The 19,362-nt window shown below is 64.0% G+C and carries 16 protein-coding genes; 4 read left to right on the top strand and 12 right to left on the bottom strand.

All coding sequences use genetic code 11. The annotated features are described in order from the left end of the window. Positions 1–11: 11 nt before the first annotated feature. The 4 genes from ACSYDV_RS08380 to aspS all read right to left on the bottom strand — a co-directional run bounded on the left by ACSYDV_RS08380 (position 12) and on the right by aspS (position 4,122). Positions 12–548, bottom strand: coding sequence for a J domain-containing protein (locus tag ACSYDV_RS08380; protein ID WP_438323654.1), 537 nt, complete (start codon positions 546–548; stop codon positions 12–14). A gap of 54 nt (positions 549–602) precedes the next feature. Beyond that, positions 603–1,388: a polyphosphate kinase 2 family protein gene (locus tag ACSYDV_RS08375; RefSeq protein WP_438323337.1), complete on the bottom strand. Its 786-nt coding sequence runs from the start codon at positions 1,386–1,388 to the stop codon at positions 603–605. A gap of 61 nt (positions 1,389–1,449) precedes the next feature. Beyond that, positions 1,450–2,337 (bottom strand): alpha/beta fold hydrolase, encoded by an 888-nt coding sequence (locus ACSYDV_RS08370; RefSeq protein WP_438323336.1) that lies wholly within the window; start codon positions 2,335–2,337, stop codon positions 1,450–1,452. Between the two features lie 3 nt (positions 2,338–2,340). Then, the gene (aspS, locus tag ACSYDV_RS08365) at positions 2,341–4,122 is read right to left on the bottom strand and encodes an aspartate--tRNA ligase (RefSeq protein ID WP_438323335.1); all 1,782 of its coding nucleotides are present in this window, start codon (positions 4,120–4,122) and stop codon (positions 2,341–2,343) included. 465 nt (positions 4,123–4,587) lie between these two features. Here aspS and rnd point away from each other — a divergent pair, with 465 nt between their 5' ends. Further along, entirely contained in the window at positions 4,588–5,778 is a 1,191-nt protein-coding gene (rnd, locus tag ACSYDV_RS08360) for a ribonuclease D (protein WP_438323334.1), read from the top strand. 3 nt (positions 5,779–5,781) lie between these two features. Here the strand turns inward: rnd and ACSYDV_RS08355 are convergent, their stop codons facing one another. Genes ACSYDV_RS08355 through ACSYDV_RS08340 form a run of 4 tightly spaced genes read right to left on the bottom strand, consistent with a single transcriptional unit; the run spans position 5,782 to position 11,369 of the window. Then, the gene (locus tag ACSYDV_RS08355; RefSeq protein ID WP_438323333.1) at positions 5,782–7,266 is read right to left on the bottom strand and encodes a Ppx/GppA family phosphatase; all 1,485 of its coding nucleotides are present in this window, start codon (positions 7,264–7,266) and stop codon (positions 5,782–5,784) included. A gap of 4 nt (positions 7,267–7,270) precedes the next feature. Further along, positions 7,271–9,448, bottom strand: a complete 2,178-nt coding sequence (locus tag ACSYDV_RS08350; protein WP_438323332.1) for an RNA degradosome polyphosphate kinase — start codon at positions 9,446–9,448, stop codon at positions 7,271–7,273. After that, the gene (locus ACSYDV_RS08345) at positions 9,439–10,095 is read right to left on the bottom strand and encodes an HdaA/DnaA family protein (RefSeq protein WP_438323331.1); all 657 of its coding nucleotides are present in this window, start codon (positions 10,093–10,095) and stop codon (positions 9,439–9,441) included. The genes ACSYDV_RS08350 and ACSYDV_RS08345 overlap by 10 nt, the downstream gene beginning before the upstream one ends. After that, positions 10,095–11,369, bottom strand: a complete 1,275-nt coding sequence (locus tag ACSYDV_RS08340) for a heavy-metal-associated domain-containing protein (protein WP_438323330.1) — start codon at positions 11,367–11,369, stop codon at positions 10,095–10,097. Before ACSYDV_RS08340 ends, ACSYDV_RS08345 begins: the two co-directional genes overlap by 1 nt. A 98-nt stretch (positions 11,370–11,467) precedes the next feature. Between ACSYDV_RS08340 and purM the strand changes: the two genes are divergently transcribed. Together purM and purN are read left to right on the top strand one after the other, a co-directional pair. Beyond that, complete coding sequence (gene purM / locus ACSYDV_RS08335) at positions 11,468–12,574, top strand: phosphoribosylformylglycinamidine cyclo-ligase (RefSeq protein WP_438323329.1); 1,107 nt, start codon at positions 11,468–11,470, stop codon at positions 12,572–12,574. A gap of 113 nt (positions 12,575–12,687) precedes the next feature. Beyond that, a complete protein-coding gene (gene purN / locus ACSYDV_RS08330; RefSeq protein ID WP_438323328.1) occupies positions 12,688–13,638 on the top strand; it encodes a phosphoribosylglycinamide formyltransferase in 951 nt (316 codons plus the stop codon). 138 nt (positions 13,639–13,776) lie between these two features. On the opposite strand, the gene ndk is transcribed toward purN, so the two are convergent. From ndk to ACSYDV_RS08310, 4 genes are all read right to left on the bottom strand, one after another. Next, a complete protein-coding gene (gene ndk / locus ACSYDV_RS08325; RefSeq protein WP_088473235.1) occupies positions 13,777–14,199 on the bottom strand; it encodes a nucleoside-diphosphate kinase in 423 nt (140 codons plus the stop codon). Positions 14,200–14,286: 87 nt separating this feature from the next. Beyond that, positions 14,287–14,814, bottom strand: coding sequence for a hypothetical protein (locus ACSYDV_RS08320; protein WP_438323327.1), 528 nt, complete (start codon positions 14,812–14,814; stop codon positions 14,287–14,289). Between the two features lie 91 nt (positions 14,815–14,905). Further along, the gene (locus ACSYDV_RS08315; protein WP_438323326.1) at positions 14,906–15,355 is read right to left on the bottom strand and encodes a DNA polymerase III subunit chi; all 450 of its coding nucleotides are present in this window, start codon (positions 15,353–15,355) and stop codon (positions 14,906–14,908) included. Positions 15,356–15,375: 20 nt separating this feature from the next. Further along, positions 15,376–16,833, bottom strand: a complete 1,458-nt coding sequence (locus ACSYDV_RS08310) for a leucyl aminopeptidase (protein ID WP_438323325.1) — start codon at positions 16,831–16,833, stop codon at positions 15,376–15,378. A 159-nt stretch (positions 16,834–16,992) separates the two neighbouring features. On the opposite strand from ACSYDV_RS08310, the gene ACSYDV_RS08305 reads away from it, so the two are divergent. Next, positions 16,993–19,275 carry an LPS-assembly protein LptD gene (locus ACSYDV_RS08305; RefSeq protein ID WP_438323324.1) on the top strand — a complete coding sequence of 761 codons (2,283 nt, stop codon included), beginning with the start codon at positions 16,993–16,995 and terminating at the stop codon, positions 19,273–19,275. The last annotated feature ends 87 nt before the right edge of the window (positions 19,276–19,362 follow it).

The raw sequence follows: 19,362 nt of genomic DNA, 5'->3' as shown, positions 1-19,362 counted from the left end.
TGCGCGCGGCGTTACGCCGGCTTCCAGCTCTTGCGCTCTTCGGCCTGTTTCAACACGTCGAACGCCGCCTGCCCCGCCGCAAAGCGTTTCGCGGCCTCGGCATCGCCCGGCTTCACATCGGGATGGGTTTCCTTGGCGAGTGCGCGCCACGCCTTTTTGATCGTTTCGAAATCGGCGTCGGCTTCAAGGTCGAGCACTTCCAGCGCGAGCATTTCGTCGCTGCTGCGGCTGCCATCGCCGGCGCCGCCCCAGGCATAATGCTGTGCCTTGGCATAGCTGCGCGCGCCGCGCTCTTCCTCGGCCGCGCGTGCTGCGGCGTCTTCGGCGGAGAGGCCTTCGAAATAGTCCCAGCCACGATTATATTCGGCGGCGTGGGTTTCGCAGAAATACCAGCGTTCAGGGCTGTTCGGCGACTTGGGCGCCGGGCAGTTTCCGGGGTTGGTACAGCCGTGACGGTCGCACAGGCGAACCTGCTGCGCCTCCCGGCCCGAGCCATAGGGGCGCCAGCGGGGAAAACCCCAATCATCGGATCGTCTGGCGCGGCTCATCACAGTCATGTAGCTGCTGAGGCCGAAGATTGCTAGCCAAGCGGGCCGAAAAACCTAGGCTTTCGGCTTGTAACCGAACGCTTTCCCCGCAAGCTTTGCCACAGCGGGGTCCAGACCGGGCGGGATCATCGGAACGGCGCTTTCCAGCGCTTCGACGATATAGGTCAATGCGGCGATGCGCCCAGCCTTCTTGTTATTGGCGTCGATGACTTTCCAAGGCGCCCAGCGCGTATCCGTCTGCTGGAACATATCGTTCATCGCCGCCAGATAATCCTTGCGCTTTGACCGGTTGCGATAATCTTCCTTGCCCGTCTTCCAACGCTTCCACGGGTCGTCGAGCCGGTCGGCGAAGCGCTTGTCCTGCTCTTCCTGCGTCAGGTGGAGGAAAATCTTGACGAGATTGGTGTTCGAGCCGGTCAGCTGCGCCTCGAACTCGTTGATCTCGTCATAGCCCTTGCGCCATTCGGCCTCGCTCGCGAAACCCTCGACGCGTTCGACCAGCACACGGCCATACCAGCTGCGGTCGAAGATCGAGATTTCACGATTGCCGGGCAGGCGTTTCCAGAAACGCCAGAGAAAGTGGCGCGCACTTTCCTCCTCGGTCGGCGCGCTGATCGGCCAGACTTCGAAATAGCGCGGGTCGAGCAGCGCAGTCATCCGCTTGATGACCCCGCCCTTCCCCGCCGCGTCCCAGCCTTCGAACATGATGATGCTGCGGTGGCCATGGGTGATATGCGCCGCCTGCACCCGCTCCAGCCGTTCCTGCAATGCGTCGAGCGCGTCGCTATAGTCACCGTCATATTTGGCGCCGGCTTCATAGTCGGAAAGGCTGATCGTCATCGCGTGTCCCCTGGAGGTCTGGCGTCGTTGCTAACATAGCGGCGCCCCCGAAGCGACGCGATTAACCCTGATCCCCTGCCATTTCGCCCGCGAGCAGCGCCGCCAGACGCTCCGGCGCTTCCATCGGGATGAAATGGCTGTGTTCGCTCCATTGCTCGTCACGCACCGCGCCAATTGCAGCTCCAAGCTCGGGCCAGGTCGGACTGAGGGAGAAATCGATGGCATTGGCGCGTTCGCCATTGCGGGCACGAATGACGCTCACCGGCGCCGCGATGCGCCCCAGCCAGTCGCGCGGGTCGGTGCGGACCGCGTTCAAATAAACCGAAGCCTCGAGCGCCGGTGGACAGGCCAGTTCCCAGCCTTCGCCATCTGCCGCGACAAGCAGGCCATGCCGGCAATAATCGGCGAGTATCTGAGGCTGCCAGTGCATATAGGGCGGGCGCTGCGCAAAATGGGCGTTCATCGCTTCCCAGCCGTCCCACAGAGCGCGGCGCCGCGCAACAGGGTGCACGGCCGGGTCGGCTACGGGCTGATCCGCTCCGCCGACGTAGAGACCGGGTTCCATGATCACCGGGTCGATCAGGAACAGGTGCCGAAACGCATCGGGCCGCTCGGCCGCAAGGCGGGTCAACGCATATCCGCCCATGCTGTGCCCGCAACCGATCAGCGATGTCCCCGCGAAGCGATCGACCAGCGGCAGCAGCGCATCCGCGGTCGCGGCCCAATCTGACAGCGACGCGGGTTTGAAACTGCGCCCATGGCCGCGATGATCAGGCGCGACGACATGCGTGCCGGGCGGCAGCGCCGCGACGACCCGATCCCACAATCGCGCGTGAAAGCCCGTCGCGTGGAGCAGCAGGACCGAGGGCCGGTCCGAAGGGGCGCCCCATTCGAACCAGCAGATGTCGCCCTCCGGCGTTTCCAGCCGGTGCTCCCGCGGCTCCGCCACGCCTTAGCCCTTGGGGCCGTCGACGATTCGGATGCCGAGTTCCTTGAGCTGCTTGTCACTGACCGCCGCCGGGGCGTTCATCATCAGATCTTCGGCCTTCTGGTTCATCGGGAAGATCACGACCTCGCGGATGTTCGGTTCGTCGGCGAGCAGCATGACGATGCGGTCGACGCCCGGCGCCGAACCGCCATGCGGCGGCGCGCCATATTTGAAGGCGTTGATCATGCCGCTGAAGTTCGCGTCGACATCGGCCTGGCTGTAGCCGGCGATTTCGAACGCCTTGTACATGATGTCGGGGCGATGGTTCCGGATCGCGCCTGACGACAGTTCGACGCCGTTGCAGACGATGTCATACTGCCATGCGAGAATGTCGAGCGGGTCCTTGGTTTCCAGCGCCTCCAGCTCGCCCTGCGGCATGCTGAACGGGTTGTGGCTGAAATCGATCTTGCCGGTGTCTTCGTCAGCCTCGAACATCGGGAAATCGACGATCCAGCACATTTCAAACTTGTTGGCGTCGATCAGCTCAAGCTGTTCGGCGACGCGGGTGCGCGCGAGGCCGGCGAGCTTCGCCGCCATCGCTTCCTTGCCCGCGGCGAAGAAGATGCCGTCGTCGGGGCCAAGGCCGAGTTCGCTCGCCAGCGCGTCCATCTTTTCGGGACCATGGTTCTTGGCGATCGGGCCGCCCCATTCGCCGCCCTTGCGCGTCGCATAGCCAAGGCCGGCAAAGCCTTCGCCCTGCGCCCAGCTGTTCATGTCGTCGAAGAATTTGCGGCTCTTCTCGGCGGTGCCCGGCGCGGGGATCGCGCGGACGACGTCGCCCGCCGCGACGATATCGGCAAAGCGGCCGAAGCCCGACCCGGTGAAGTGCGTCGAAACATCGGTGATGATCAGCGGGTTGCGGAGGTCGGGCTTGTCATTGCCATATTTCAGCATCGATTCGCGGTACGGGATGCGCGGGAAGGTACCCGCCGGGGTCACCGACTTGCCGTTCGCAAACTCCTCGAACACGCCCGCGAGCACGGGCTCGATGGTGTTGAACACATCGTCCTGCGTCACAAAGCTCATTTCGAAATCGAGCTGGTAGAATTCGCCCGGCGAACGGTCGGCGCGCGCATCTTCGTCGCGGAAGCAGGGAGCGATCTGGAAATAGCGGTCGAAGCCCGCGACCATCAACAGCTGCTTGAACATCTGCGGCGCCTGCGGCAGCGCATAGAATTTGCCGGGATGGACGCGGCTGGGCACCAGATAGTCGCGCGCGCCTTCGGGCGACGAGGCGGTCAGGATCGGGGTCTGATATTCGGTAAAGCCCTGATCGGTCATGCGGCGGCGCAGGCTGGCGATCACGTTCGAACGCAGCAGGATGTTGGCGTGGAGCCGTTCGCGGCGCAGATCAAGGAAGCGGTATTTCAGGCGGATATCCTCGGGATATTCCTGTTCGCCCGCAACCGGCATCGGCAGTTCGATCGCCGCCGACTGGACGCTGACCTCGCGGGCGCGCACTTCGATCGCGCCGGTCGGCAGGTTCGAATTAATCGTCTCGGCCGAACGCGCGACGACGTCGCCGGTCACCGTCACAACGCTTTCGGCGCGCAGGCCGTCAAGCGTCGCGAAAACCGCATCGCTTGAGTCTGCAACGATCTGGGTCAGGCCATAATGATCGCGAAGATCGACGAAGAGCAGTCCGCCATGATCGCGCTTGCGATGCACCCAGCCGGAGACGCGGACGGTCTGACCGACCTGTTCGGCGCGAAGCTGGCCGCAATTATGGGTGCGATAGGCGTGCATGGGATCGTCTTTCAAAGCTGGAGAGGCATGGCCGAAAACCGCGCCGTTATGGCCGCGCCTAAGGCAGGTCGGCGAGCGATTTGTCAAGGGTTGACGGTCGATTCAGCCGGTTGGCGCCAGCGTCGAATGCCGCGCCGCGAAACGACGCGCGATGCCCGGCATCGGGAAACAGCCGGTCGCTAGGGGCGCAAATCCTGCCTATAATCGGCGGCGACCCGCGCGGCATCGATGCGGCAGCTTTTTGCCCGTTGGCACGGGTTCGCGATCAACAGAAAACATCGGCCTGCCCCGCGCTACATGGCTCGAAAAGCAACGCAAAACTGGGCGCCGCAAGCGCTTAACTCTCCGACATCGTGGCTATCGCCCCCGTCGCGTTCTCGCCAACCGATGTTCCGGCTTTCGTCTCCCGAAGAGTATCGACAATTTTTCCTGCCCGTCCTAACCAACTAGCTGTATAGGCGCGCTATGCAAGTTCATCCGCTCATCGAAACCAGCGCCGCGCTCGCCGCCTTCTGCGACCTCATTAAAGACAGCGATTTCATCGCCGTCGACACCGAGTTCATGCGCGAAAACACCTTTTGGCCCGAACTTTGCTTGATACAGGTGGCCGACAGCGCACATGCCGCGGCCATCGATCCGATGGCGAATGGCATCGACATGCAGCCGCTACTCGACCTGCTCGTGAATAATGAAGATGTGCTGAAGGTCTTTCATGCCGGCGGCCAAGATGTCGAAATCATTTTCAACCTGACCGGCAAGACGCCGCACCCGATTTTCGACACCCAGATCGGTCAGATGGCGCTGGGTCAGGCCGAACAGGTCGGATATTCCAACCTCGTGGAATCCTGGTTGGGAATTCAGCTCGACAAGGGTGCGCGCTTTACGGACTGGAGCCGCCGCCCGCTCGACAAGCGTCAGATCGACTATGCGGTGGGCGATGTGACCCATCTCGCCGTGATTTTCCCGATGATGCTGAAAAAGCTGGTCAAGACCGGCCGCGGCCATTGGCTCGACGAGGAAATGGAAAAGCTGGCCGACCCCGCAAACTATAATGTCGATCCCGACAATGCATGGCACCGGATCAAGATCCCTTCACGCAAGCCCGATGTCCTCGGCCGGCTCAAGGCGCTCGCCGCATGGCGCGAGCGCGAAGCGCGGCAAAAGAATTTGCCACGCGGCCGCATCGTCAAGGACGAGACGCTGGCCGACCTCGCCGCTCACCCACCAAAGGATCAGGAAGGGCTTGGCCGCGTGCGCGGGCTGTCCGCGACCTGGAAAGCGAACGATATCGGCGCGCGGCTGATTGACGCCCTGACCAACGCCAATCCGCTTCCCAAGGACGATATGCCCGACCGCGCGCCGCGTGGCCCGGGGCTCGGCAAGGAAGGCACGTTGGTCGCCGACCTGTTGAAACTGTTGCTCAAAATTCGCGCGCGCGAGCTGAATGTCGCCGCAAGGCTGATCGCGCGCAGCGACGATCTCGAAGCGCTGGCAGCCGGACGCCGCGACGGCATTCCGATGCTGCAGGGCTGGCGCAACGACGTGTTCGGCCACGCCGCGCTCGATCTGGTTGAAGGGCGGATGGGCTTCGCGGTCAAGGACGGCAAGCTGGTGATGAGCGAAATCGACAACGCGGCACCGATCGCCGACGCTTGACCGTCAAAGCAGCGCGAGTTCGGCCTTGATGTCGAACGCGTGCGCCAGCGAGCGCAGGCGGCGCTCGACCGATTCCCCGGCAAGATGATGCCAGTCGGGATCGAGGCTGAGCACCAGTTTCCCGTTGTTACGCGCGATCGAACTTGCCCGCAGCGGTGCTTCGACCCCACCGGTCAATCGCTGGGCGAGGCGTATCGCCAGCCCCCATTGGCGCGCGCGCTCCAGCCGGTCGGGGGCAACCAGCTCGCCCATCGCCGGGAAATCGCCATCGGCGCCGCCAAAGCCCGCATGAAGCGCACGGGCGAGCAGGACGCGCCCCGGAATATCGATCCCGCGCCAGTTGCCGTGGAGGCCGATCTCGGTCCCTCGCTCGGCGCGGAAATCGGGATTGGCTGACCAGGCGACATCACTGAGCAGGCTGGCAGCAAGACGAACGCGGCTGTCGGCAGGAGCTTCGCTCGCAAAGAGCGGCGCGATCCAGTCGGCGATCGCGCGGCCGTGCGGCGCGAAGCGCGCAAGACGGCGACCTTCGAATTCGGCGGCGACGATCAGCGGGTCCTGCGCCCGCGTCTCGGCGTCGAGCGACTGATACAACAGACCTTCGCGCAGCCCTGACGACGACACCGTCATTGCGGGAACATCCATGATGTTGACGAGCGCGGAGAGCAGCGCCGCCGCGTCGGGCAGGCTCGCGGCGCGGTTCGATGCCATGCCGGGGATCGCGCGCAATTCCTCGAAGCTCAGCCGCTTGGTCGCACGGACGAGGCGGCGCAGCGCGCTGCGCGGTAGATGATGCTGATCGAGTACCGCGAGCGGATCATGCGTGAGTTCGAGATCAAGTCGCGACAATGCTCGCCACGATCCACCAACCAGATAGAGCGGCAACCCGCTGAGCTTGCCGGGCCAACCCGCCGCCTTCAGCATCTTGCGTACTGCGCGCTCGAACATTTGCTGCCCGCCCGCGCGGAGTGCCGGCAAGCGCAGGACGCCAAGCGGGAAAGACGCGCGGCGCCCGACCTCACCGGCTGCGACTTCGGCCAGTTCAAGGCTTCCGCCGCCAAGGTCGACGGCGATGCCGTGCGCATCGGGAATCGCGGCGAGTACGCCATAGCCGGCGGCGGCGGCCTCCTCTTCGCCCGACAACAGGCGGATATCGAGCCCCGCTTCGGCCGCACAGGCGATGAAATCGGGTCCGTTGACCGCATCGCGAACCGCCGCGGTCGCAACGCATTGCAGGTCCTTGACCTCCATATGCTGTGCAAGGAGCGCATAGCGACGCAGCGCCACCAACCCGCGTGTCGCGTCCTCGTCGGCGATACGGCCGTCGAGCGCGAGTCCGCGTCCAAGTCCTGCAGCGACCTTTTCGTTGAAGATCACCGCCGGCGCGCGCGCCGGCCCTTCATAAACGACCAGACGAACCGAGTTCGAGCCAATGTCGATGACGGCAGAGCGATGGACCGCCTGCCGGGAGGAGCGCTGCGAACCCAAGGCGTCAATCCCCGTATGTATTAAAAGCAAGTGTCGGGACGTCCTGCCGCTTGTGCAGCGCGGTGCCGCGCCCTGACAGCGACGGGTTCGTCATGAAATAATGGTGCAGGTTGAACGGCTTGTCACCGGGAGTTAGCCGCATATAGGTTCCGTCGGACTGCAACACCCAGCTCTGTTCATTGTCGATCAGATTTGCGACCAGAACCTGATCCAGTATCTGGTCGTGGACCGTCGGATTTTCGATCGGGATCATATATTCGACGCGGCGATCGAAGTTGCGCGGCATCCAGTCGGCGCTCGAAATATAGAGCTTGGCGGTGCGGTGCGGCAGCGCGGCGCCGTTCGCAAACGCCCAGACGCGGCTATGCTCGAGGAAGCGGCCGACGACCGATTTGACGCGGATCGTCTCGGACAGGCCGGGAACGCCGGGACGCAGGCAGCAGATGCCCCGCACGACAAGCTCGATCGGCACCCCTGCGGCACTCGCGGCATAAAGGCGGTCGATGATGTCGGGATCGACGAGGCTGTTCATCTTCGCCCACACGCCAGACGGCACGCCAGCCTTCGCCGCCGCGATTTCTGCGTCGATCAGATCACACAGATGCGCGCGCATGTTGAGCGGCGACATCGTGATCATGTCGAGCCGCTCGGGTTCGACATAGCCGGTGATATAGTTGAACAGCTGCGCCGCATCGCGCCCGGCGCGCGGGTCGGCGGTGAAGAAGCTGAGGTCGGTATAGATGCGCGCGGTCACCGGATGATAATTGCCGGTGCCAAAGTGGCAATAGGTGCGATACCCCTGACCTTCGCGGCGCACGACCATCGATATCTTCGCGTGGGTCTTCCACTCGATGAAGCCATAGACGACCTGCACCCCGGCGCGTTCCAGCTGGTTCGCCCAGAGAAGATTCTGTTCTTCGTCGAAGCGCGCCTTGAGTTCGACGACCGCGGTGACCGACTTGCCCGCCTCGGCCGCCTCGATCAGGGCGCGGATCACCGGCGACTGGTTGCCGGCGCGATAGAGCGTCTGCTTGATCGCGACGACATCGGGATCGGCCGCCGCCTGACGCAGGAAGGACAGGACGACGTCGAAGCTTTCATAGGGATGGTGGACGAGGATGTCCTTGCTGCGGATCGCCGCGAAACAATCGCCGCCATGCTCGCGGATGCGTTCGGGGAAGCGCGCCGAAAAGGCTGGAAATTTGAGGTCAGGACGGTCGACGTCCACCAGCGCCGACAGCGCCGCGAGCCCGACAAAGCCGTCGATCTTGGCGACGATCGCCTCATGCCCCTGAATATCGGCGTTGAGCACCGCGGCGAGTTCGCCGGGCATGTCGGCTTCGAGTTCGAGCAGGATGACGCGGCCGCGGCGACGGCGGCGGATCGCAGTGCGAAACAGGCGGACGAGATCCTCGGCCTCTTCCTCCAGCTCGATATCGCTGTCGCGAATGATCCGGAACACCCCGCGCGAGCGGATACGATAGCCGGGGAACAGCGTATCGCCGAACAATTCGACCAGATATTCGATCGGAACAAACGTACCGGGCTCACCCGGAACCGGAACGAATCGTGCGAGCGAGCCCGGGATCATCACCAGTTCGCGAATATGCTCGCCGCCGGCCTTGCGTTCGAGGTCGAAGATCACGCCCAGACCGCGATTGGGGATGAAAGGAAAGGGATGCGCCGGATCGAGCACCTGCGGGGTCAGGATCGGGAAAATCTGGTCGATGAAATATTGGCGCAACGAGGCGCGCAGTTTCTCGGCATCGGAACCCGTGTCGGTGCCATGAACGACGATGCCCTGTTCGGCGAGCAGGCGATTGAGCAACCGCCATTCGGACTGCTGCTGGTCGACGAGGCGGTTCACTTCTGCCTCGATCTCGGCGAGCTGTTGCCCCGGCGAGCGGCCATCGGCCGAGGGATCGTCGATCCCCTGCAATTGCTGCCCCTTCAGACCCGCGACGCGGACCATGAAAAATTCGTCGAGATTGCTCCCCGAAATCGACAGGAAGCGCAACCGTTCGAGCAGCGGATGCGCGGGATTGCGTGCCTCCTCCATCACCCGCCGGTTGAACGCGAGCCAGCTCAGTTCGCGATTGAAAAAGCGGTCAGGACCGAAGGGAATTTGCGCCGCCCCATTGGCGTCATTGTCAGCGCGCAGAGGTCGTCCGGTTAGCGACATATATCTACATCCTGTCGTTCGAGGAGATCGGGATCGATCAGCCCCTGTGACAGTAATGTTTCACGAGTAAGACGGATGCCGAGCCGCCGCCCCTGCTCGAGCGATGCTGCATCAAGCGCCGCAACGACGCGGTGGATCATCGCGTAGCTGCGCTCCATTCGCGGCACGATATAGGATGCGACATCGGGCGACAATGCCATGCCGCGCTGCGCGAACAACGCCTCGATCAGGTCGCGGGCCAGACAATCGTCGGGCTCGCCGATCGTCAGCACCGGCACCGCGCGCAGCCGTGAGGCCAAGTCGGGCAAAACAATGTCCCATTCGGAAGGCGGCGCATCGGCGATGATCAGCAGCGGCGCGCCGCTGGCCTGCGCAGCGTTCCAGGCGTGGAAGAGATCCTCTTCGCCGACGCTGTCGTGACCGTCGATCACCCGCCCGCCCGTTTCGCTGGCGAACAGGCGCCCGATCAGGCTGCGCCCCGAACCACGCGGACCGACCAGTACGGCGGTCCGAACCGGCCATGTTGAAACATGGCGCAGATAGCGCACGGCATCGGCGTTGCTCGTCCCGACGATCAGCGGCCCGTCGTTCGTTCCGCCCGCGCTCCAGTCGAGCGGCAGGGCGATCTGGCCGGATGCCCGCGCCATCAGCGACTGATCCGCAGCGTGTTGCCGCCTTCCTGCACCGTGTAGCCGCGCGCGGCCAGCGCCGCCTTGAGCGCGGCCATATCGCCGCGGAAGCTCACCCGCATGACCGAGGTTCCGCCAAGCGCGAGGCTGGTGGTCGATGCCGACTGAACCCCCGCGATCCCGCCGACGGCGCGCTCGGTCGCCGTGACCGATTCGACATCGGGCGAACTATATTGAACGGTGAAGCTCTGCGCCCCGGCGGGTGCCGTGGTCGGCACGCTCGCATCGGTTTCGCTCGGCATAACCTCTGTGTCGGTCGCCGCCGTCTCCTCGGGCAAATCCGCCTTTTCGACCGGCTTTTCGAGGACAAGATAATGGTCGGTCTTGAGCGTGCCCGCCGCCAGCGCGTCGATATAGATGCGATCCATCCGCGCGACGGCCTTTTCCATCATGTCGGGCAGCGCCGCAGGGCTCGGCCCGGTCATGGTAAAGCTGGAGATCAGCTTGCTGTCGGGGCCGAAGCGGGCGGTGAAGGTGCCTTTGATCGGCCCGCCGGGATAGCTGTACTCGACCCGCGCGATCGGGGTCAGCACGTCGGCTGCGCCATATTGATCCAGAATCACGCGCCACCACACACGGCCGCGGCGGCCGGTCTGTCCGGCGTTGATCAGCAGCGTGTCGGCGCCGGTGCCCGCGGTGCGCACATAGTCGATCGCGCTCTGTCCCGTATTAAATTCGGCCCACGCGCGCTGCCATGCGCTGCGCTGTTCGAACACCTGCGGGATGCCGTCGATCGAATAGACGGGTATGACGAGCAAAGGCGGCGACCGCAGCGTCCGCCCGCTGACGCCCAATATCTGACCGGCGCGAACACGGTCGAACTGCACCCCAAGCCGAGCGACATAGCGGCGCGGCCCGATCTGTTCCTGTTCGACGACGATCGCGGTGACGATGCCGTCGAGGACCGAATCGCCCAGCGCAGGACCCTCGCCGCCATTCAATTTGCGATAAAGCTGCGCCCAGCCCTTGCGCTGCGCCTCGCGCCAGCCCTTTTCGCGCGCATCTTCGGCATTGTCGCCGGTGACGTCGACCAGGATGCCGCTCGCCAGAAAATCGCCGCTGCTGTTGATCGGGGTGATGCCGCGATTCCCGCGACTGATCTGCCCTTCGACCACGCCGACGACAAGAATCGCCAAAAACAGGCCGAAAAGCGCAGCCCAGCGCCAGTCACGACGTTGCGTGGAGCCCGGAGCGGACCGAAACATGAAGCGGGGGAAAGCGGTCGAAATCATATCTTCTCTATGCTTTGCCCCCGAACCGGGGTGAAACGCAAGGTGCCCGACAAGGAAATCGTGGCAATTGTCGGCTGGAGTCGTTAGGCGCGCGAGCCATGGATGCCAAGCAGAACCCGCCCGCCTCTTATACTTATGCCCAAGCCGGAGTCTCCATCGACGCCGGCAATGCGCTGGTCCGTGCCATCGCTCCGCTCGCCCGTGCGACGCGGCGCCCGGGCGCCGACGCCGACCTCGGCGGATTCGGCGGCTTCTTCGACCTGAAGGCAGCGGGGTTCAACGACCCTCTGCTTGTCGCGGCGAATGATGGTGTCGGAACGAAGCTGAAACTCGCGATCGAATCGGGCAAGCATGACGGCGTCGGCATCGACCTTGTCGCGATGTGCGCCAACGACCTGATCGTTCAGGGCGCCGAACCGCTCTTCTTCCTCGACTATTATGCCACGGGCAAACTCGACAATGACGTCGCGACCGAAGTCGTCGCGAGCATCGCAGAGGGTTGCAAACAGGCCGGCTGCGCACTGATCGGTGGCGAAACCGCCGAAATGCCCGGGATGTACAGCGAGGGCGACTATGACCTCGCAGGCTTCTGCGTCGGCGCGGTTGAACGCGACCAGGTGCTGACCGCCGACAAGCTCGCCGCGGGCGACGTCATTCTCGGCCTCGCTTCGTCGGGCGTGCATTCGAACGGCTTCTCGCTCGTGCGGCGCCTCGCCGCCGACAAGGGCTGGAAACTCGACCGCCCCGCCCTCTTCGACCAGAATATCCTGCTGATCGACGCGCTGATGGCGCCGACGCGCATCTATGTGAAGAGCCTGCTCCCGCTGGTGAAGGCCGGCAAGATTCACGCGCTCGCACATATCACCGGCGGCGGGCTGCTGGAGAATATCCCGCGCATCCTGCCCGCTAACCTCCATGCGCATGTCGATGCCGATGCATGGGCGCAGCCGCGGCTGATGGCCTTCCTGCAGGCGCAGGGGAATATCGAGCCCGAGGAAATGGCGCGCACCTTCAACTGCGGGATCGGCATGGCCGTTGTCGTCGCGGCAGCCGATGTCGACGCGGTGACTGCGGCGCTGACCGAAGCCGGCGAGACCGTCCATCGCATCGGCCATATCGCCGAGGGCGCGAAGGGTTGCACCGTGACCGGCAGCACCGAAACGTGGAGCGCGCGAGAGGCGTGGACCGCGACGCACAACGGTTAATCCATATTCCGTTCGCCCTGAGCTTGTCGAAGGGCCGTCCTGCCTTGCGCGGCTGGAAAAACAAGAACAGTGCTTCGACAAGCTCGGCACGAACGGATTGAAGGGGTCGCTCTGTGACGAAGGCCAAAGTCGCCGTCCTGATTTCCGGCACCGGAACTAATATGGCGGCGCTGCTCTACGCCGCGAAGGCCGCCGATTGCCCGTATGAAATCATCCTCGTCGCGAGCAACGTCCCCGACGCGCAGGGGCTCAAGCTCGCCGAGGCCGAAGGCATCCCGACCTGGAGCCTGTCGCACAAGGGAATGAAGCGCGACGCCTTCGACGCGCTGGTCGACGAACAACTCCGCGCGGCGGGAACCGAATTCGTCGCGCTCGCAGGCTATATGCGCATCCTCAGCGACGATTTCGTCGCCCGCTGGCAAGGCCGGATGATCAACATCCATCCCAGCCTGCTGCCGCTCTACAAGGGGCTCGACACCCACAGCCGTGCGATCGATGCGGGCGATGCCTTCGGCGGGTGCAGCATCCATATCGTCACCCCGGGGGTCGACGACGGCCCGGTGCTCGCGCAGACCCCCGTCGCGATCGCGCCCGGCGATACCGCCGAAAGCCTCGCCAAGCGGGTCCAGTTCGCCGAGCATCAGCTTTATCCGCCCACCCTTGCCGCCTTTGTGATGCGCGAACGCAGCCCCGACTATCTGCTCGGCCGCGTCCGCGAAATGGCGATGGCGCTGCCCGAAGCCGACGAAGTCACCTCGCACGGCATGCCGTGCTTCGGGATCGTGAAGGGCAAGAAATTCGCCTATTTCACGCAGGACCATCATGGCGACGGCAAGATCGCGATCCTCGTAAAGATCAGCGGCGCCGAGGAACAGGCGATGCTGATCGAACTAGACGAAGACCGCTATTACCGCCCCGCCTATTTCGGCGACGGCTGGGTCGGCGTGCGGCTCGACGCGGGCGACAATGACTGGGACGCGATCGGCGAGTGGCTGCGCAAAAGCTGGCTAGCGGTGGCGCCGAAGAAGCTGGCGGGATTGATGGGCGTCGCCGACGAATTTTGACGAAAAAGGCCGCCGGATCGCTCCGACGGCCTTTTTGTTTCAGCTCGTCGCCCCTGCGAAGGCAGGGGCCGCCGTCGTTTCACGCATCGCTGCCGATTTACGCCGCCAGCGGCCCCGCCTTCGCGGGGCGACGCGTTTTTAGCCGACGATTTCTTCCGGCTTGAAGAAGTAAGCGATTTCGATCGCCGCATTCTCGTCGCTGTCCGAACCATGAACCGTGTTCGCTTCGATGCTTTCGGCCAGTTCCTTGCGGATCGTGCCCGGCTCGGCGTTTTCGGGGTTGGTCGCGCCCATGATGTCGCGGTTGCGCTGCATCGCGTCTTCGCCTTCGAGGACCTGGACGACGACGGGGCCGCTGATCATGAATTCGACGAGTTCACCGAAGAAGGGGCGTTCCTTGTGGACCGCGTAAAAGCCTTCGGCCTGTTCGCGGCTCATGTGGATACGCTTCGATGCGACGACGCGCAGACCGGCTTCTTCCAGCATCTTGGTGACAGCGCCGGTGATGTTGCGACGCGTGGCGTCGGGCTTGATGATCGAAAAGGTGCGGGTAACCGCCATGGGAAAGCTCCTGGTTTATTATCTGTTGCGATGGGCGCGCCTCTAGCGGCGCTTTGGCTGCACCGCAAGGACAGAGCGCGAACGGGGTCAGCCCCCGCTATAGGTGATTGCGCCTTCCACCATGCCGCCATTCTGCATCGCATTGATCTGGATTGTCGTCTTGGCGTCGCCGGGCTTTTCGGCACCGAGGATCATCGTATCCTCGGCGGCGATTTCGGAGGTCACTTTCATCCCGGCGCTCTCGATCTGCTTGCGGTAATGGGAGATGATATCGGCGGCCTTGCCTTTCACCTCAAAGCTCGCGAGGCCGCCCTTCCCGTCCTTGCCCGACCCCGCAAAGCCGCCGGTCATCTTCGACCCCGGATAGGGCGTGATACCGGCGGGCAGCTTGGCGACACCGCCGAACTCGACCTCGCCCTCCTCCGTCTTGATCGTCACCTTGTCATTTTCGCCGTCACCGCCGCTGCTGATTTTGTAATCGGTGGTCTTGCCGGTTTCGGGGTCGGTATAGGTGCCGCTGGCAACCTCCTTTTCCGATTGCGATCCACAACCGGCGATGAGCAGTGCGGCTGCGATGGTGGCGGCAAGAGCGGGAAATGTTACGCGGGTCGTCATGGCCGGAACTCCTGTCAGGGCTGGAACATCTCGGGCCGCATTGGCGGCGTCCTCCCCCTTTGTCGGTGACAGATGTCACAGCCCCGACGCTCTATGGCCCCTCCGACCAGCGGCCATTCTCGTCCTGTTTCCAGAAGCGGTTATCGACATCGTCGCGCGCCGCGAGGGTGCGCCATGTCGCGCGCGCATCGTCGATGCGGCTGTTATCGAACAGCAGGAAGACGCGATCGAAACCCAGCGCCTCGTCGCGCCATTCGCCGTCGGCAAGCGCAACCAGCCGCGCGCCATTGGCGGGCGCGGGGCCCAGCGTGCCCGCAATCAATATCGGTTCGATCGCCTCGTCGGGCGACCCCGCAGCGCCGTGCGGCAGGAAGCTGGTGGGTTGCAGCGTCCACAGTGCCTCATCGATCGCCTGCCGTTGCATCGCAGGCGCGGCGACCACGAGCAGGCGGTCGCCCGCGCCCAATATGCGCGTCGCGAGGGCGGGGAGCACCCGTTCGACCGGATCGCGGGTCAGCCGGTAAAAGTCGACGCGCGCCATGCTCCCCTTCCCTGTTCTCTTCAGCCTTCGTGGTTGGCGGCAATGAAGCGATCGAGCAGGCGAACGCCATAGCCCGTCGCGCCCTTTGCCCACACCGGACCATCCTTGTCGGCCCAAGCCGTGCCCGCGATGTCGAGGTGGGCCCATGTGACGCCCTCGTCGACATAGCGCTTGATAAACTGCGCCGCGGTGATCGACCCGCCTTCGCGCGGGCCTATATTCTTCATGTCGGCGATCGGGCTGTCGATCAGCTTGTCGTAAGCGGGCGACAGCGGGAAGCGCCACAGCCGGTTGTTGCTGGTATCGCCCGCCGCGATCAGCTGCGCGGCAAGACCATCGTCATTGGCGAAAATGCCGGCATATTCATGGCCGAGCGAGATCACCATCGCGCCGGTCAGCGTCGCCAGATCGACGATCACCGTCGGGCTATATGCCTTTTGCGCCCACGTCACCGCATCGCAAAGGACAAGGCGGCCTTCGGCATCGGTGTTGAGTACTTCGACCGTCTGGCCCGACATGGTGGTAACGATGTCGCCGGGGCGCATCGCATTGCCGTCGGGCATATTCTCGACAAGGCCGACGACGCCGACGACATTCGCCTTCGCCTTGCGGCCCGCGATCGCCTTGATCGCGCCCGCGACGGCGCCCGCGCCGCCCATGTCCCATTTCATCATGTCCATGCCCGGCCCGGGCTTCAGGCTGATGCCGCCAGTGTCGAAAGTGACGCCCTTGCCGATGAACACGACCGGCGCTTCGCCCGGCTTGCCGCCGTTCCAGCGCATGGCGAGCAGGCGCGGCGGACGCGTCGATCCCTGCGCAACGCCGAGCAGCGCGCCCATGCCGAGCGCCTTCATCTGGCGTTCGTCGAGCACTTCCAGTTCGACGCCAAGGTCGGTGAGATGCTGGCAGCGTTCGACGAAGGTTTCGGGATAGAGAATGTTCGGCGGTTCGGCGACCAGCGACTGGGTCAGCGCGACCCCCTCGGCGATCGCTTCGGATTCGGCCCAGCGCCCCGACAGGTCGCCGTGCGGCGACGCGATGGTGATGCTCTTCAGGCTGGGCTTGGCATTGTCCGCCAGCCGGGTGCGATAGGTGTCGATGCGCCAGTTGCGAAGCCGTGCGCCCATGGCGAAAGCCAGAACATCATCTTCGTCGCTGCGCGCGACGCTGGCGAAATCGACGTGAACCGCGGTGACGCCGCTGGTCTGGAGCCGCGCGGTCAGCGCCGCGCCGCCGCGTTCGAGGTCATGCACCGTGCCTTCGCCGATACCGACAAGAATCAGCCGCAGCGCGCGGTCGCCATCGACCGCCGCAGTCTCCGCGATCGTGCCCGCCGCACCCTCGAACCGGGCCTGCCCGGCCGCCGCGACGAGCAACGCGCCATGGGCTCCGCCCGCCCCCGCCAGCTCGCCCTTGCGGACCGGAAAGGCGATGACGTCGGCAGACGCATCGATTTGCGCGACAAACTGAATGTCCATCCTGTAACTCTCTTATGCGATGATTGATTGGAACGTGCCGGACCGATAGGGGTTTCGCTTGCGAGTTGCAAAAACAAAGCAGCCGGTCCAAGCCCGGGCGGACGCGACAAAGGTGTGGGACAAAGTAACGCAATGACATTGGCTTTGCTCCCGTGGGCAATGAACAGGCGGCTTTTGTGGCTGGCGACAGCCAGCGGGCTGGCGATCGTCGCCAGTCCGGTGCACGCCCAGACCGAAGGCGACTCGCCGCCTCCCCCGCAGGTTTCCGGCGAGCCCGACCTGCAAACCCCCGACGTCGTCCCGACCATCGCCGACGCCCCCAGGTCCGCGGACGAAGACGAGATCGGCTTTGCCGCCGACAATCTGAATTACGACAGCGAAACCGAAATCGTCGTCGCGGAAGGCCATGTCGCGATGAATCGCGAGGCGATTGCGATGCGCGCCGACAAGGTCACGTGGAACCGCAAGACCGGCCGGGTCTTTGCCGAAGGCAATGTCGCGATCACCAATCCCGAAGGCGACACCGCCTATGGCGACAAGATAGAGCTGACCGACACGCTGCGTGACGGCGTCGTCGACAATCTGCTGGTCGTCTTGGACAATGGCGCGCGCCTCGCCGCAGTGCGCGGCACCCGCTTCGAAAACGGCAATATCGAACTGGAAAATGCCGCCTATACCCCCTGCCCGGTCGAGGATAATGCGGGGTGCATCAAGAATCCGAGCTGGAAGATCCGCGCCGTTCGCGTGATCTACGACCGCACGAAGAACAAAATTCGCTACAAGGGCGCGCGGGTCGAGATTTTCGGCCTGCCGCTGATCCCGCTACCCGGCCTCAGCCATCCGGCGAACAGCGACGCGGGCAGCGGCCTTCTGGTCCCCGAAGTAAGGCTCGACCGCACCAACGGGTTCGAAATCGCAGTGCCCTATTATCTGCGCATCGCACCCGACCGCGATGCCACTATCACGCCGCATGTCTACACCAACGCGGCGCCGATGATCGAAGGCGAATTTCGCGCACTGACCGACATCGGATCCTTCCGCGTCAACGGCTATGCGACCTATAGTTCGGTCCTTCCCCTGACGGCAACCGGATCAGGGGTCGCCCAGAGAAAGGAATTTCGCGGCTATCTGGAAAGCGCGGGCAAATTCCAGTTCGATCCGCGCTGGAGCTTCAGCTATTCGGGCCGCATCACCACCGACCGCACCTTCATGCGGCGCTATGATATCAGCCGCGACGACCGGCTGCGCTCGACGTTCGAACTGGAACGGATCGGCAGCCAAAGCTATTTGTCGATCGCCGGATGGGCCACACAAACGCTGCGCGCGGGCGATGCGCAGGGGCAACAGCCGATTGCATTGCCGATCATCGATTACCGCCAGCGGCTTGCCGATCCCCTGCTCGGTGGACAGGTCGAGCTTCAGCTCAACACGCTGGCGATCGGCCGCACCGCCGGACAGGATACGCAGCGCGCCTTTGCTGGCGCACGCTGGGATTTGCGCGGACTGACCGGACTGGGACAGGAAGTCACGCTGACCGCGCTGGTGCGCGGCGACGTGTATCACAGCGACGAAAATCTGCTGACCCCGATCCCCGGCTATCGCGGCAAATCGGGCTGGCAGGCGCGCGGGATCGCCGCAGTCGCCGCCGACATGCGCTGGCCGTTCGTTGGAGAATTCATGGGGGGCACGCAAACACTGACCCCACGCATTCAGGTCGTCGCGACCCCGCAGATCAAGAATCTGGACATCCCGAACGAGGATTCGCGGGCCTTCGACCTGGAGGACGGCAATCTCTTCTCGATCAACCGCTTCAACGGCTATGACCGGTTCGAGGATGGCGCACGCATCACCTATGGCGTCGAATGGAATTTCACCCGCCCCGGGTTCAGCATCAACAGCGTCGTCGGCCAAAGCTATCGCTTGTCGGAAAAACCGACGCTGTTCCCCGACGGCACCGGCCTGACCGATCGCACGTCCGACGTCGTCGGACGGACGACGATCGCCTATCGCGACTTCCTGCGCCTCACCCACCGTTTCCGGCTCGACAAGGATAATTTCGCGGTTCGCCGCAATGAATTCGACGCCACGATCGGCGGCCGTTCAACCTATGCCGTGCTGGGCTATTCGCGGCTTAACCGTGACATCCTGCTCTTGGGAGAGGATCTGCAGGACCGCGAAGAAGCGCGGATCGGTGGGCGCGTCGCCATGATGAACAACTGGTCGCTTTTCGGTTCGGCCATCGTCGACCTGACCAGTCAGCATGATGATCCGGGCAGTCAGGCCGACGGGTTCGAACCGATTCGGCACCGGCTGGGCGTTGCCTATGACGACGAATGCCTGTCGATCGCCCTGACCTGGCGCCGCGACTATATCGATACCGGTGACGCCCGGCGCGGCAACAGCTTTTCCTTCCGCATCGCCTTTCGCAACCTCGGCTTCTGATGGCGGCTTTTGTTCAGTAAAAGCAGCCTCATGTCTTTTTGCCAGGGTTCCTTCACCGCTCTGCTCAGCTTGCGTTCAGCGTGGGAG

The sequence above is a fragment of the Sphingopyxis selenitireducens genome (assembly GCF_051550705.1).
Taxonomy (GTDB): domain Bacteria; phylum Pseudomonadota; class Alphaproteobacteria; order Sphingomonadales; family Sphingomonadaceae; genus Sphingopyxis.
The sequence above is the reverse complement of the archived record's forward strand: the minus strand, read 5'-3'. Positions and strand labels throughout refer to the sequence as shown.

Bases quoted from the DNA above. Each gene is read 5' to 3' on its own strand.
- purM (WP_438323329.1), top strand. From the start codon at position 11,468: ATGGATGCCAAGCAGAACCCGCCCGCCTCTTATACTTATGCCCAAGCC.
- ACSYDV_RS08380 (WP_438323654.1), bottom strand. From the start codon at position 548: ATGAGCCGCGCCAGACGATCCGATGATTGGGGTTTTCCCCGCTGGCGC.
- ACSYDV_RS08345 (WP_438323331.1), bottom strand. From the start codon at position 10,095: ATGGCGCGGGCATCCGGCCAGATCGCCCTGCCGCTCGACTGGAGCGCG.
- ACSYDV_RS08310 (WP_438323325.1), bottom strand. From the start codon at position 16,833: ATGGACATTCAGTTTGTCGCGCAAATCGATGCGTCTGCCGACGTCATC.
- ACSYDV_RS08375 (WP_438323337.1), bottom strand. From the start codon at position 1,388: ATGACGATCAGCCTTTCCGACTATGAAGCCGGCGCCAAATATGACGGT.
- ACSYDV_RS08340 (WP_438323330.1), bottom strand. From the start codon at position 11,369: ATGATTTCGACCGCTTTCCCCCGCTTCATGTTTCGGTCCGCTCCGGGC.
- ACSYDV_RS08320 (WP_438323327.1), bottom strand. From the start codon at position 14,814: ATGACGACCCGCGTAACATTTCCCGCTCTTGCCGCCACCATCGCAGCC.
- aspS (WP_438323335.1), bottom strand. From the start codon at position 4,122: ATGCACGCCTATCGCACCCATAATTGCGGCCAGCTTCGCGCCGAACAG.
- ACSYDV_RS08315 (WP_438323326.1), bottom strand. From the start codon at position 15,355: ATGGCGCGCGTCGACTTTTACCGGCTGACCCGCGATCCGGTCGAACGG.
- ACSYDV_RS08350 (WP_438323332.1), bottom strand. From the start codon at position 9,448: ATGTCGCTAACCGGACGACCTCTGCGCGCTGACAATGACGCCAATGGG.
- ACSYDV_RS08305 (WP_438323324.1), top strand. From the start codon at position 16,993: ATGAACAGGCGGCTTTTGTGGCTGGCGACAGCCAGCGGGCTGGCGATC.
- ndk (WP_088473235.1), bottom strand. From the start codon at position 14,199: ATGGCGGTTACCCGCACCTTTTCGATCATCAAGCCCGACGCCACGCGT.
- rnd (WP_438323334.1), top strand. From the start codon at position 4,588: ATGCAAGTTCATCCGCTCATCGAAACCAGCGCCGCGCTCGCCGCCTTC.